Here is a 14243-nt window from a genome sequence, read left to right as displayed (position 1 = left end):
TTTTTCTGACCTTATAAAAAAAGGTTGTTTTCGCATAGATTGTTGCTCTCGGAAAAAACCCAGGAGCCCAGGAGCCGGATTTTTCCCCTGGATACAAGGGATTTTCTTTCTGAATCGGGAGAGCAGCTCTTTTCTTCCATCCTTACAGGGATATTTTTTGAAATTTATTTTAAAAAGCAACAAAGTTTACGAAAAGAGCCTAAAAAAAACAGAGGATTAATAAACCCTCTGTAAAACTTCATTCTAATATTTTCACCTTAACTTTTTTCGAACCCCATCGATAGGCAGCTGATTTTGATGAGAAAAACACATCAATTTTATTACCTTTAATAGCAGAACCAGTATCTGCTGCAACTGCATATCCATAGCCTTCGACATATACTTTTGTACCAAGTGGGATAACACTTGGATCTACCGCAACAACTTTCGCATTAGGATTTGCTCTTAAGTTAATCCCAGTTGCTGTATTTCCTGAACATCCATTACAGTTCGCTGTATATGCTGTTGAGTGGGCATAAAATTCTTTTGAAACAGAATCGTTTCCACGAGAAACAGTTGCTGTACTTGCTTGTTGAACAACCTTCGTTCCTAATGCAACTACTCGATCCTGACTTTCCTCAACAGTTTCAGTTTTAATTAAATCCCTGGAAATTTCTTTACCGTTTTCTAATACAACTTCGTAATGCTTCTTTTGTTTACCTTCTTTACCTGTATCAATAACCTTCTGTTGCCCTTTTTCAATGCTGCTATCATTCTTCTTAACAACATCAAAAGCAATTGGTTCTTCCACTACATCGGTGACTTTTTCTATTCTAGTAACAATCACCTGACTCTTTTCGTTTATTTCTTCCGTGAGAGCAGGCTCTATTTTATCAAGTTCATTTAATTCAACATTTTGTTGTTTTAAAAAGTCAGCGACCGTAGTCGAAGTAGTCCATACCTGTTGTTTAGTTTCGCCAACGTTTAGAGCAATTTTAAATGCTTTATCTATTGTTAATGACAAATCCTTTTTAATTGCAGTATCTAAAGCTGGGTTAATTTTATCATGCTCTGTCACATCTAGATTTTCTTGCTCGATTAGTTCTTTTACTGTGTCCGCAGAAGACCAAATTGTCCTTCGTTCATCACCTATTGCAACCTTTATTGGTTTAGCAGCTTTATAAACAATCTTCATATTGTCTTTGATTTTCTCATCGCTTGCTGGTGATATTACATCTTCTTTTCTGGTATCTATATCTTTTTCAGCCAATAGATCATTAACTGTATCTGCATGTGTTCGGATCTTTTCTTCTTTACCATCAATAGTTAATGAAACAGTTTCCTTTGTTCCCTCATAGGTACCATAGGCCGTTCCAGCTCCTAATACTAGTAAACTAGTAGCAGATAGGACAATTTTGTTCTTTTTCAACCTTTCGGAAAACAGTTTTTTCACATTTTCAAATAAAATGAAAAACGCCTCCTTCTTCCTCGTGGATTATATAGAGTATCTTTCATCTTGTCAACCCTTCTAACGTTGTCTCATTTTTCCAACGTACTCATTATTATGCTTAACAAAAAGAAAAAAGGGAAGAAAGAGTTCTCGACAAAGTTATCCTATGAAAAAGAAAAGACATGTAGAACTAATTGATTTTACTCATAATCTGGACAAGCTTTTGCACAACTCGACACCGTTCGTTATCGAGTTATGCCGAATACTTTTCTTGCGTTGTCGGATGTTTTTTGAGCAAAATCCTCATAATCCATTTCCCTTAGCTCAGCAATCTGCTCTGCTACATATTTTACATAGCTAGGCTCATTACGTTTACCTCTAAATGGATGTGGTGTTAAATATGGGCAATCTGTTTCAATTAGTAATCGATCCATTGGTATTTCTTTAGCAACTTCCTTTGGTTTCTTCGCATTTTTAAATGTTACAGGCCCACCAAATGATATGTAGAAGTTCATATCTAAGCATTGCTTTGCTACTTCAGCACTTCCAGTAAAACAATGCATGATTCCACCAACATCACTTGCATTTTCTTCTTGTAGTATGCTTACAACATCCTCTGTTGCGTCCCGGTTATGAATAATAATAGGCAGATTTACTTCTTTAGCAAGTTGAATTTGCTTTCGAAAAACATCCTTTTGAATATCCTTTGGAGACTTATCCCAATAGTAATCCAATCCCATTTCTCCAATTGCTACTACCTTTGGGTGAGACGATAGTTCTTTTATCCATGCTAAATCTTCATCTGTCATGTCTATCGCATCAACTGGATGCCAACCAACAGCTGCATAAATCATATCGTAATTATTCGTAAGCTCCATTGCTTTTGTAATTGTTTGACGATCAAATCCAACTACAACAATATGAGTAACATTTTCAGAAACAGCTCGTTGTATAACCTCTTCCAAGTCTTCCTCGTATTGGATAGCATTTAAATGAGCATGTGTATCAAAAAGCATTATTAATTCCTACTTTCTTATTTTATTTCGACATAAGAAAAAGGACTTCAACAAAATGTTACACGTGGAACACTTTATTTAGACCTTTTTTTCTAAAAAACTTCCAGGACCTTAGCTTTAGGCGAAAAGCATAAGGTTCATATTTGGCTAGACCCCTTGAGTTGATCTTGCCCGGAAAACTTACTCTTTAAAAAGGCTGTTTTCGCAAACTTTGTTGTTTTTAACCACTCCAAGTAAACAGCACTTTATCAAGCATCGTGACATCTTTTCTTATTAGAATAGTACTTATTATGCAATAAGATAAATGTTTAAACGGCAATATTGGGAAAATTAGCAACAATCTTTCAGAAAAGAGCCTTTAAAAAACACAAGTATCTTGTAAAAAACAAGACACTTGGCTTTTTTATTATTTTACTTTGGATCCATTTGGAAGACTGTTATCCACTGTTGCTACTGATAAAACATCATCCTGTGAACCTGCTAAGATCATTCCTTGTGAAAGCTCACCACGAAGTTTTACCGGTTTTAAGTTAACTATACAAATTACTTTTTTCCCGATAAGATCCTCAGGTTTATAAAATTTGGCGATTCCAGATACTACTTGTCTTTTTTCATAACCAAGATCAAGTTGAAGTTTTAGGAGGCGATCTGCTTTCTTCACAGGTTCAGCATGAATAACCTCTGCCACTCGCATATCTACCTTCATGAAATCATCGATCATTATTTCTTCTTCTATAGTAGGTGGTATCTGTTCCTTTTTCTCTTCTTCAATAGGAGCAGATCCTTTCATTTGTGCTTTGATAAACTCTACCTCTTCTTCAACCTCTAGACGTGGGAAAATTGGGGATTGCTTATTAACCTTTGTTTTGTTAATTTGACCAAATGTAGATAAGCTTTCCCAATTCTGTTTTCCTTCGTCTTCAACTCCAAGTTGGCTAAATATTTTTGCTGGTGTCTCTGTTAAGAATGGTTTTAGTAAAACAGCTGTGATACGTAAAGATTCCGCTAAGTGAACCATAACTGATCCTAATTTGTCATGACTTTCTTCATCTTTAGCCAGCACCCATGGTTGCGTTTCATCGATATATTTATTGGTACGACTTATAAACTGCCATAAAGATGATAAAGCGATTGAAAATTCCATTTTATCCATTGCTTCTTCATATTTTGATATCGTGTTCTTTGATATCGCTACTAGATCATGATCAAAATCTGTTTTACTACCTATATATGCAGGAACTTGACCATCAAAATATTTATCTATCATGGCAACTGTACGGTTTAATAAATTCCCTAAATCATTCGCTAAGTCATAATTTACTCTATCTATAAAGCCTTCTGGTGTAAAAACACCATCTGAGCCAAATGGAACTTCTCTAAGAAGATAGTATCTAAGAGCATCTAAACCATATTTATCAATCAATGTTACTGGATCCACAACATTTCCCTTGGATTTAGACATCTTCCCGTCTTTCATCAGCAACCAACCATGTGCAAAAACTTTTTTAGGTAACGGTAAATCTAATGCCATTAGCATAATTGGCCAATAAATCGTGTGAAAACGTACAATCTCTTTCCCTACAATATGTACATCAGCTGGCCAGTATTTTTTATATTTATCATCTTGGTCCGTACCATATCCTAGTGCAGTTATATAATTTGAAAGAGCATCTATCCAGACATAAATGACATGCTTTGGATCACCAGGAACCTTTACACCCCAATCAAAAGTAGTACGTGAAACAGCTAAATCCTCAAGGCCTGGTTTAATGAAGTTATTAACCATTTCATTTTTCCTTGATTCAGGTTGAATAAATTCCGGATTTTCTTCGTAAAAAGCAAGAAGACGATCAGCATATTTACTCATTTTAAAGAAATAAGATTCTTCTTTTACTAATTCAACAGGATGTCCACTATCTGGACTTTTCCCTCCGACTATTTTGCCGTTTTCCTTTATTGGATCGACTAGCTGTAACTCTGTATAAAAAGTTTCATCTGGAACAGAATACCAGCCTTCATATTCATCCAGATAAATATCTCCCTGCTCTAGAAGCTTGGAGAATATTTTCTCTACTACACTTTTATGTCGAGTTTCTGTTGTTCTAATAAAATCATCATATGATATATCCATTTTACCCCAGAGATCTCTGATACCAGAAACGATCTCATCAACATAATGCTGTGGTGTAACATTTGTTTCTTCAGCTTTTCGTTGAATCTTTTGCCCATGTTCGTCAGTACCTGTTAAGTACATAACGTCGAATCCTCTCATTCTTTTATAGCGAGCCATAGCATCTCCTGCTACTGTCGTATAAGCATGTCCAATATGAAGTTTTCCACTTGGATAATAAATTGGAGTTGTAATATAAAATGTATTTTGATTGTTTTCCATTATGATACCTCCCTGAGCATTAGCGTGATCAAGCCTAGTAAAACACTGATTTATTTAATTGATTCGTAATAATGATTAGTTATGTAAATTCGCGGAAACGCTGCATTTACATGATCACAATTAAGAATATGGGATCCCTTAATATGTATAGCTTTAGTTATAAATGAAAATTCCCCATTTAAAAAGCCCTCGCCCTTAAGGACGAGAGCGGTAAGTACTTCGTTCAATGGATTGAATGAGAATCAGCCAATCCCCATGGTCTAATACTAACATCCATTAAGATCTTTCAATGATATATATATGGTAATAAGTTTAACAAAACAGGCTTAAGAGCGTCTTTTCACACTCTTTATGATAACATCTTAGCCTCTAATATCAAGAATATATACATAAAGAATTAATATTTATTTGATTCGACATTAATTCGACAAAAGGAAAATGGTATTTTGTCGAATATTATTGGATAAATGTCGAAATAAGGTAGTCCAAGCTTCAAAAAAGATGTATGTAATTTACATATTTCGTCTTCCAAAATAAGGTTTTAATTCCTTTATCTGAGGGTATATATTAATTAAAATCCTTTAAAGACAAGGTTTTAACATATTCACAATTTTTTCATATGGAAAAATAATAAAAATGATTGACGTAAATTGGAAACACTGATATGCTTAAAAAGCAAATCAGTTTTTGTCGAATATTGACGAAGTTAACCAAAATATAAAAATATAGATATGTTAAATCTGAGAGGAGATTATAATATTATGAAATCTACTGGTATTGTAAGAAAAGTTGACGAATTAGGCCGTGTGGTTATTCCTATCGAATTACGCCGTACATTAGGTATTGCAGAAAAAGATGCTTTAGAAATTTATGTTGATGATGAAAAAATCATCCTTAAAAAATATAAACCTAATATGACTTGCCAAGTTACTGGGGAAGTTTCTGATAACAACCTTGCATTAGCAAACGGAAAATTAGTTTTAAGCCGTGAAGGTGCAGAACAAATTTTATCTGAAATTCAAAGTCAATTAGTTGAAAAATAATAAACAAACAAAAAAGGATGATTGCTCATCCTTTTTTTGTTTTTCTAATCAATATGATAGGCTTGATAAACCTCTCGTTTTTGAATTTTTCTATCTGAAGCAACCTTCTTGATTGCTTCTTTAGAAGGAAAATCATTAGTTATGTAATGTTCAACATGATCTGCAATACTAAGATCTTGCCACCAACTATGAGTATCTACCAAGTGTTCCTCAGCACTTCCCTCTATAACAATACAAAATTCACCGCGTATATCATTATTCTCTGACCAAGCAATCACATCTTCTACATTTCCACGAATGAATTCTTCAAATTTCTTCGTTAATTCTCTTGAAAGACAAATTGAACGATTTCCAAAATATTCATGCAATAGTTGTAGCGTTTCTTTTAATCGGTGTGGTGATTCATAAAATATGATTGTTTCAGGTTTTGTTTTTAACCAATCGAGCTGGTTCTTCTTCTCCTTTTTTTGACGATCTAAAAAACCAAAAAAGTAAAAAGGCTGTGGCTCGATACCAGATGCAATCAATGCAGTTAATGCAGCATTAGCTCCTGGAAGAGGAATAACATGTCCACCTATTGCTAAAACCTGTTTAACCAATTCACTTCCTGGATCAGATATAGTTGGCATACCTGCATCACTAATCAATGCAATATCTTTCCCCTGCTCTAATAATTCTATCACCCGATGCCCTCTTGACTCTTTATTATGTTCATGATAACTAAAAATGGGTGTGTCAATTTCAAAGTGATTACATAACTTTTTCGATTGTCTTGTATCCTCTGCTGCAATCATGTCTACTACTTTTAGAATATTAACTGCTCTATATGTCATATCCTCTAAATTACCAATTGGAGTTGGCACCAAATATAAACTACCTACATGGTGATCAGTAGTTATAAAACTCTTTTGTTGTGTTAACACTCTACCTTCACCTACTCTTTATCAATTCTTTATTTTTAATGATTTGCACTCTAAGTAAATTAGTTTCATTGATTATGAAATCTCAGATCTCTAGAGCAGTTTGCGACTGGTTGATGGGAGTTCATGGGCTTTTTTTACAATCATATAAGATGTTTAAACCCAAGATCTTTATTCCTTATCACCATATAGAATCTTTCTTATTTCTGGTGTGTATTCATTATTTTCATTATAAACAAATATCGGAGGCAGTAATTTTAGATCAGATTTCCCTAATTTGATACCTTCGATTAACAAGATATTTGCTTCTTTGCCTTTTTTAGGATAGACAAATTGAATTCTCTTAGGTTCAATATCATATTTCCTCATTTGCTCAACTATATCTATTAAACGACCTGGTCTATGAACAAGGGCTACTTTCCCACCTTGTTTAACAAGTTTACTACAAACCCTTATTACATCATCTAATGTACAAAGAATTTCATGTCTAGCAATCGCAAAATGTTCATTACTATTTTGTACATCTTTCTGTGATGTAGCAAAATAAGGTGGATTACAGGTAATAACATCAAATTCTTTATGTCCAAGCTTTTCTGGCATATCCTTAAGATCACCATGAATTAAGTGAATTTGCTTTTCAAGTTTATTATATTGAACACTTCGAACGGCCATATGATATAGTCTTTCCTGAATTTCTACAGCAGTAATCTCACCTTTAGTTCTTGTGCTTAAGATTAATGGAACAATCCCATTCCCCGTGCATAAATCTAGAATTTGCCCTTTTTGGATTGGCATATAGGCAAATCTTGAAAGTAAAACAGCATCTAATGAAAAAGAAAAGACGGTTGGACTCTGTATGATCCTCAAGTCTTCTGCTAATAAATAATCTAGTCTTTCATCACCGATTAAATCAACCATTATTCATTACTCCTTATGTAAAACAATAACTTTCACCTTAAAAAAAAGCTGACACGTTTGCAAAATGTTTTATCCCTCATTACATGCTAAGAGGGACAAAACAGCATGAGTCAGCCTAATTATTTCTTATTTAAAAATGATAAGCAAAATAAACAATCTCCATCTTTTCGAATACTACCATAATGTAAATTACAAATATGAAAGCCCTCTTGATAAAGTCGAGCCAAATTGTCGTATCCTTCACCAACATCAACAACTTGTTTTTGATTTTTTTGCTGCTTTTCCTTTGATTTCGTTTTCTTTGTTCTTACAGTTTGATTCGTACTATTAATAGTAGAATCTAACCGTCTTCGCAAGTTGCTATTTTCAATCTGCAAATGGTGATTTTCTTCAATTAGTTCACCTAGATGTTGCTTTAGCTCACCTAATTGAGTATATAAAGATCCTATTTGTTCTTCCATACTACTGACAGATTCAAATATCTCTTTTTTATCCACTTGTTCCACCTCATCAGTCTGTGGATTGCATTGGAACTAAGCCTTCTTTCTGCAATTCATCCCAAGTGTATTCTACCACGCGTTCTTGTTCAACTAATTTTACCTGAATAACCTGTTCTAGAATATTTAAACCAACGACTTTTCCTAAACCATTAGGAGTAGCAATCTGTTCACCTAAATCAGGTAATTTCTCTTTCGCTGATTCATATTCATCATTTTCGTATTTTAAACAACACATTAAACGGCCACAAAGACCTGATATTTTTGTTGGGTTTAATGAAAGGTTTTGATCTTTAGCCATCTTAATTGACACAGGTTCAAAGTCACCTAAGAAAGTAGAGCAACAAAGCATTCGCCCACAAGGACCTATCCCACCTAGCATTTTCGCCTCATCACGAACACCAATTTGTCTAAGCTCTATTCTCGTCTTGAAAATAGCTGCTAAATCCTTAACAAGTTCTCTAAAATCTACTCGACCATCTGCTGTGAAGTAAAAAATTACTTTATTTCGGTCAAATGTGTATTCAACATCTACTAATTTCATATCTAAGCCATGTTCTAAAACTTTCTTCTGACAAACTTCATATGCCTCTGTGGCTGCATCAAGATTTTCTTGAACCATCAATCGATCCTTATCATCTGCTAATCTAATGACCTTCTTCAGGGGAAGAACAACATCATGTTCCTCAACTTTTTTATTATTCAGGACGACTTTACCAAATTCAATCCCTCTAATTGTTTCAACTATAACAAAATCATCATCGTTTATATGAAGACCACTTGGGTCGAAGTAATATATTTTGCCCGCTTTCTTAAAGCGAACTCCTACAACATTATACAAAACTATCCCTCCTGCAATGTTAAAACCAATTGTTCCATCAGTAATTGTGGATTTACATTGGCATGAAGCCTTTTTTTAGCTTCTAATATAGAAGTAATTTTCTCAGTTACACTTCTTTGGGTCATTTGAAGGGCATGCTGCTTTATAAGCTGAATCATGTCTTGAAAAATAACTTGATCGTCGTTTCCTACTTGAACAGATAAAATATCTTTATAAAGATATAATAGTAAGTCTAAACCTGTATCTTGTTTTTCTTTATCATTAAAGTGGATCATCCACTCTGTGTGTATATATAATGGAGCTTGTCCTTTGCGGTTAACAAGCACTTCATATAATTTTATCACTTTCATTCTTGCTTGCGCAAACCAATCATCTTTCGAAAGTTCGAATGCTGCCTCAGTATCATTTGTTAATTGTGATACTAATGCTGCAATATTGGAAGAAACACCAGATTCTATAAGTGTTTCTTGAATGACTTTTGGTTGTAAAGGGTGAAAAGATAGTAGCTGACAGCGAGATAAAATCGTATTCAACATTTTATGATACTGTTCAGTTAAGAGGATTGCAATCGTATTTGCATTAGGTTCTTCTAAAAACTTTAAAAGGCTATTTGCTGCATTGATTGTCATTTTATCAGCATGAACAATCATATAAAGTTTCTTGTTCGATTCTACACCAGACTTAGAAAATTCCTCTTGTAATGCTTGTATTTGCCCTTTTTTAATAGATAGACCATCAGGTTCAACAATATGAACGTCTGGATGATTACCAGAATCAATTCTTTTGCAATTTCTACAATTTTGACAAGGAATGTAATTTTGAAGATCTTCACAAAAAAAACTTTTTGCTAAAAGAAGTCCTACATCTTTTTTTCCTGTACCTTTTTTTCCTTCAAATAAATATGCATGTGCTAAACGTTCTTTCTCAATACTATTTGTTAATAGTTTAGTAACACGCGGCTGATAGGAAGCTAGCTCTTGCCAGTTTTTTTTCATTGCACATCACTCTCTACGTATAAAGGTTAATAAGTAAGCCTTTAATCTCGCCAATCTTCGATAAGATATCAATTGAAGGGCTTTCTTTGTTAACAATTTCATCAGCTAAATCAATTAAAGACTTATCTACCTGTTCAACGATTTTTAAAGACCGACTATTTCCGTTATAATCCCAACTTCTTGATTGCTTCATGTTCATGCCATATTCAACAGCTTCATGAATAAATTTCTTCACTAAAAGCTTATATTTAGAAAGATCACTGAAATTTCTAGATTTTGATAGTCTTCTTCCAGCATCCTCAATATTCACTAAAAGCTTATTAAGCTGCTCCATTTGAAGCTTATCACCTTGTTTTGTAACCATATCTTGAAATCCTTTAGAGGTAGATTGTGTAATCTTTTGCTCCAATCCCCGTTTCTCTATTGTTGAGCGTATATCCTGACTTACCTTCATCACTTAACCCTCCATGGTCAATTCAAAATCAGCAGATATTCTAAAACTGATGAAATTGTTCCACAGGTAGTACAAATACGGTTGCACCACCGACCTCAACTTCAACAGGATATGGAATAAAAGAATCCGCATTACCACCCATTGGTGAAACAGGTGCAACAAGTTGATCTCTGGATTTACAGTTATCTTTAACAATGTCTAATGCTTTATCTACTCTAATATCATCTGTACCTATCATAAATGTAGTATTTCCTGATTTAAGAAATCCACCTGAACTTGATAATTTTGTTACGCGAAAATTATGATCAGTTAGAGCATTTAATAGCTTATTACTATCCTGATCTTGTACAACAACAATAATTAACTTCATAATTAAAACCTCCTTATATTGTAACACGTTCATCTATGGTATTCATTGCATCTTTAATGGTAATTTAATGGATTAGTTCCTTAAATTAATTGATTTTCCTTTAATACTTGTTTTACTTCAGCTACTACTTCCTCAATTGATTTTTCCGCGTTGATGATGACAATTCTTTCTGGATATCTCTCTATTACCTTTTCGTAGCCTTCTTGGACCTTTTGGTGAAAAGTAAGATCCTCTAAATCAAGACGATTTTTCTCTCTTTCGGAACTAGCAGCAATTCGTTCAAGTCCAATTTTCGGATCTATTTTAAAATAAAATGTTAAATCAGGCATAACTCCATTAATTGCAAATTCATTTATTGAGTGCACCTCATCAATTCCTAAGCCCCTTGCGTACCCTTGATATGCTAAAGAACTATCAATGAATCTATCACAAAATACATTTCTTCCACTATTAATAGCTGGTATGACTTTTTCTACTAAGTGCTGTCTTCTTGCTGCAGCATATAAAAGGGCCTCAGTTCTTGAATCCATTTCTATATGATCTTTATTTAAAATAACATCTCTGATCTTTTCAGCTATAAGAATACCACCTGGCTCTCTAGTAAAAACAATATCAGAGTTTGCCTCCGTTAATTCCTTCATCAATAATTCTAATACAGTTGTTTTTCCAGCACCTTCTGGACCTTCAAAGGTAATGAATTTCCCCATCAACATCTCTCACCTTCTATTCTATAAATCGTTATGTTTCCTTTACGTATATTTTCATCGCCTTGTATATTAATATCTATTTCAAGCATTTCCTTTAATTGTTCTATTACGTCTTTTGTGATCGTCTCACCTATAATAATGAACGGAATACCAGGTGGATATGGAATGATTGATTCAGCTGAAATATGACCAATAGCATCTTCTAATCTAATGCATTCTTTTTCACATGTTTTTAAATATGAATATGGCTTTTCTAAACGATTCATACCATTATGTTGCTTATATTGTAATTGTAACCGTTTATTAGTAGTAAATGATATAGAGGTACTTGGAGTTTTTTTATTCAAATGCTCTAAATTAACTCTTTTATGATCAAATGGGAGAACTAATAGTGCATTGAATAAATCAGCTAGTTCAATATAGATGTTTTGACATTCAAACCATTCCTGAAGTTCATATCCAGATAAACCAGTAGTTGAACGTACAGTTAACTTTAATGGATCTGTATAAATAAGTGGATCTGCTGACTGAACAATTTCAATTCCATCTATTTTTTCTATTTGTTCTTTTATTAGTTTTATTGTATTCAAAATTTTATTCGTCCCGTTATTTCCTATGACATCTTCAAGATATGCTCTCGCCAAGTCAAGTGATGCCATGATTGGATATGAGGGGCTACTACTTTGCAGCACCGATAAATAAAATTCTAACTTCTCTTTGTCAACAAGATTGCTATTATAATGTAAAAAAGAACCCATTGTCATTGCAGGCAACGTTTTATGAGCAGAATGGACAATAACATCTGCTCCTTCATTAATTGCTGAAGCAGGAAATCCCTTACCAGCTATGAAATGAGCACCATGTGCTTCATCTACAAGTACGGGTATATGGTGCTCATGTGCAAGCTGAATAACTTTATTTAAGTTAACTGTTAATCCATAATAATTGGGATTTGATAAAATAAGAGCTTTAGCATTCGGATAACAATCAATAGCATGTTCAATTGTTGCCATATCCACATAGCTTGGTACATGATAATTTGCATCTATTTTTGGTGTTAAAAATATCGGACTTGCTCCAGCTAGTTGTACAGCATTGATAATGGATTTATGGGAATTTCTTTGTACAAGAACCTCATCACCTTCATTACAACAGGCTAATATCATGGCCATATTACCAACTGTTGATCCATTAACAAGAAAATATGAATTTTTCACACCGTATAAATCAGCAGTTAGCTGTTGCGACTCGGCGATCACGTCAGTAGGGTGGTGAAGATCATCTAAACCTGTTAATTCTGTCACGTCTAAAGATAATACTTCCTTATAAATCTGTTCGGCCTGTCTCATAAATACCTTTCCATTTTTGTGTCCTGGAACATGAAAGGACAGAGATTTCCTCTTTGCATGTTGCATTAAAGCCGTAAAGAGAGGAGTTTGCATATATAGATCAACGTCCTTTTATTTATATTAATGATTATAACAATACTTTAATGAAACAGTATATACATAGTCTTATATATATTTCAATTATTCAAAGCAATATATAATGAAAAATATAAGAAATGTGCAATACAATTACCTATTAAAACTTATAACATCCTAAACGATAAAAAAGGCTAACCCAAATGTCAGCCCTTCAATATTTATTCTATTATGAATAGAGTGGGGGATTTTTGACCCTTCTCAATTTTTCTAAAAAGAATTTATACTTTTCATCAGATGTTTGTGTACTTGTTATTTCATTTTCACATTCTACACATATAAAACTTGTATAGAGATGAATTCCTATCGTTTTTTCTTTATCACAAATAATACATGTTTCCCCTTTTGATCTTGCTAAGCTAGTAGAATTCAAAATCTCCACCTCCATACTCTTTAGTTTTACCATTTTCCTATATTGTATACACAATTTGGTTAATTAATAGTTTAAGTTAATATGGATATTAGTACTGTATGGTTACGTGCTAATCGTTGTGCTTGTTTATTTTAATAAAAGTAAAACTACATCGACTTGATGATTACCTTTAATTTTACCTTTACAGAGCGCTTTTCTTTTATCTATACAAAAAAGACCAGTATCTCTACTGATCTTTTCCACTCTTTACTTGGCGACGTCCTACTCTCACAGGGGGAAACCCCCAACTACCATCGGCGCTGAAGAGCTTAACTTCCGTGTTCGGCATGGGAACGGGTGTGGCCTCTTCGCCATCATCACCAAATAATTGGTTTACGGCTTCCGATGAACTTCACATTTCTGCGTCATCGATCTTCGTCAACATCCTCACGTACTGAAGTACGCTCCGGTGTCTCCTTGATCGATTCCTTGAACTGTTCGTTCCTCGAAACCCTTTTACTCTATACAGAGTAAAAGGAATAATATATTCCTTCAAAACTAGATAACGATTGTACAATTCAATTCACTGAGTTTTCGCTCTTACTTTGTCCAGCTACAGAAGCCAAATCCTACGGTAATTTCACTCTCTCGGACGAAGTCAAAGAACGACTTCTACTCGATCGCTCCAATTCCCTATGGATTTAAGCGGGCTTCTTCCGCTTTTCTATTTAGGTTAAGTCCTCGATCGATTAGTATCTGTCAGCTCCACACGTCACCGCGCTTCCACCTCAGACCTATCAACCTGATCATCTTTCAGGGATCTTA

At 34.0% G+C, this 14243-nt stretch carries 14 protein-coding genes and 2 rRNA genes; 1 reads left to right on the top strand and 15 read right to left on the bottom strand.

Features of this window, described 5'->3' with window-relative positions:
* Positions 1-238: 238 nt before the first annotated feature.
* The 3 genes from LC076_RS21835 to metG all read right to left on the bottom strand — a co-directional run bounded on the left by LC076_RS21835 (position 239) and on the right by metG (position 4837).
* Positions 239-1432 carry a ubiquitin-like domain-containing protein gene (locus tag LC076_RS21835; RefSeq protein ID WP_226671263.1) on the bottom strand — a complete coding sequence of 398 codons (1194 nt, stop codon included), beginning with the start codon at positions 1430-1432 and terminating at the stop codon, positions 239-241.
* Positions 1433-1674: 242 nt separating this feature from the next.
* Complete coding sequence (locus tag LC076_RS21830) at positions 1675-2445, bottom strand: TatD family hydrolase (RefSeq protein WP_226671262.1); 771 nt, start codon at positions 2443-2445, stop codon at positions 1675-1677.
* A gap of 406 nt (positions 2446-2851) precedes the next feature.
* Positions 2852-4837 carry a methionine--tRNA ligase gene (gene metG, locus LC076_RS21825; protein WP_226671261.1) on the bottom strand — a complete coding sequence of 662 codons (1986 nt, stop codon included), beginning with the start codon at positions 4835-4837 and terminating at the stop codon, positions 2852-2854.
* 761 nt (positions 4838-5598) lie between these two features.
* Between metG and LC076_RS21820 the strand changes: the two genes are divergently transcribed.
* Positions 5599-5880, top strand: coding sequence for an AbrB/MazE/SpoVT family DNA-binding domain-containing protein (locus tag LC076_RS21820; RefSeq protein ID WP_226671260.1), 282 nt, complete (start codon positions 5599-5601; stop codon positions 5878-5880).
* Positions 5881-5924: 44 nt separating this feature from the next.
* Here LC076_RS21820 and rsmI read toward each other — a convergent pair whose 3' ends face one another.
* The 12 genes from rsmI to LC076_RS21760 all read right to left on the bottom strand — a co-directional run.
* Positions 5925-6803 (bottom strand): 16S rRNA (cytidine(1402)-2'-O)-methyltransferase, encoded by an 879-nt coding sequence (gene rsmI / locus LC076_RS21815; protein WP_226671259.1) that lies wholly within the window; start codon positions 6801-6803, stop codon positions 5925-5927.
* 168 nt (positions 6804-6971) lie between these two features.
* Complete coding sequence (locus LC076_RS21810; RefSeq protein ID WP_226671258.1) at positions 6972-7718, bottom strand: tRNA1(Val) (adenine(37)-N6)-methyltransferase; 747 nt, start codon at positions 7716-7718, stop codon at positions 6972-6974.
* Between the two features lie 119 nt (positions 7719-7837).
* Complete coding sequence (gene yabA / locus LC076_RS21805; RefSeq protein WP_226671257.1) at positions 7838-8215, bottom strand: DNA replication initiation control protein YabA; 378 nt, start codon at positions 8213-8215, stop codon at positions 7838-7840.
* A 13-nt stretch (positions 8216-8228) separates the two neighbouring features.
* A complete protein-coding gene (locus LC076_RS21800) occupies positions 8229-9056 on the bottom strand; it encodes a stage 0 sporulation family protein (protein WP_226671256.1) in 828 nt (275 codons plus the stop codon).
* 2 nt (positions 9057-9058) lie between these two features.
* Positions 9059-10051 (bottom strand): DNA polymerase III subunit delta', encoded by a 993-nt coding sequence (holB, locus tag LC076_RS21795; RefSeq protein ID WP_226671255.1) that lies wholly within the window; start codon positions 10049-10051, stop codon positions 9059-9061.
* A gap of 13 nt (positions 10052-10064) precedes the next feature.
* Positions 10065-10505 (bottom strand): YaaR family protein, encoded by a 441-nt coding sequence (locus LC076_RS21790; RefSeq protein ID WP_226671254.1) that lies wholly within the window; start codon positions 10503-10505, stop codon positions 10065-10067.
* A gap of 40 nt (positions 10506-10545) precedes the next feature.
* Positions 10546-10875, bottom strand: coding sequence for a cyclic-di-AMP receptor (locus LC076_RS21785; protein ID WP_226671253.1), 330 nt, complete (start codon positions 10873-10875; stop codon positions 10546-10548).
* A gap of 80 nt (positions 10876-10955) precedes the next feature.
* On the bottom strand, positions 10956-11585 hold the full coding sequence (tmk, locus tag LC076_RS21780; protein WP_226671303.1) for a dTMP kinase: 630 nt from the start codon (positions 11583-11585) through the stop codon (positions 10956-10958).
* A complete protein-coding gene (locus LC076_RS21775) occupies positions 11582-13024 on the bottom strand; it encodes an aminotransferase class I/II-fold pyridoxal phosphate-dependent enzyme (protein ID WP_226671252.1) in 1443 nt (480 codons plus the stop codon). Before LC076_RS21775 ends, tmk begins: the two co-directional genes overlap by 4 nt.
* Positions 13025-13235: 211 nt before the next feature.
* Positions 13236-13454, bottom strand: coding sequence for a sigma factor G inhibitor Gin (locus tag LC076_RS21770; RefSeq protein WP_226671302.1), 219 nt, complete (start codon positions 13452-13454; stop codon positions 13236-13238).
* 233 nt (positions 13455-13687) lie between these two features.
* Positions 13688-13803: ribosomal RNA gene (rrf, locus tag LC076_RS21765) — 5S ribosomal RNA — on the bottom strand.
* Between the two features lie 344 nt (positions 13804-14147).
* Positions 14148-14243 (bottom strand): 23S ribosomal RNA (locus LC076_RS21760); the annotation flags it as partial.

The organism is Metabacillus litoralis, assembly GCF_020524045.1.
GTDB classification, from domain to species: domain Bacteria; phylum Bacillota; class Bacilli; order Bacillales; family Bacillaceae; genus Metabacillus; species Metabacillus litoralis_C.
This window is presented reverse-complemented; position numbering and strand designations above follow the sequence as displayed.

Coding starts and splice junctions, on each gene's coding strand:
- LC076_RS21790 (WP_226671254.1), bottom strand. CDS start 10,505: ATGAAGGTAAGTCAGGATATACGCTCAACAATAGAGAAACGGGGATTG.
- LC076_RS21785 (WP_226671253.1), bottom strand. CDS start 10,875: ATGAAGTTAATTATTGTTGTTGTACAAGATCAGGATAGTAATAAGCTA.
- LC076_RS21830 (WP_226671262.1), bottom strand. CDS start 2,445: ATGCTTTTTGATACACATGCTCATTTAAATGCTATCCAATACGAGGAA.
- holB (WP_226671255.1), bottom strand. CDS start 10,051: ATGAAAAAAAACTGGCAAGAGCTAGCTTCCTATCAGCCGCGTGTTACT.
- LC076_RS21775 (WP_226671252.1), bottom strand. CDS start 13,024: ATGCAAACTCCTCTCTTTACGGCTTTAATGCAACATGCAAAGAGGAAA.
- LC076_RS21770 (WP_226671302.1), bottom strand. CDS start 13,454: ATGGAGGTGGAGATTTTGAATTCTACTAGCTTAGCAAGATCAAAAGGG.
- metG (WP_226671261.1), bottom strand. CDS start 4,837: ATGGAAAACAATCAAAATACATTTTATATTACAACTCCAATTTATTAT.
- LC076_RS21810 (WP_226671258.1), bottom strand. CDS start 7,718: ATGGTTGATTTAATCGGTGATGAAAGACTAGATTATTTATTAGCAGAA.
- LC076_RS21820 (WP_226671260.1), top strand. CDS start 5,599: ATGAAATCTACTGGTATTGTAAGAAAAGTTGACGAATTAGGCCGTGTG.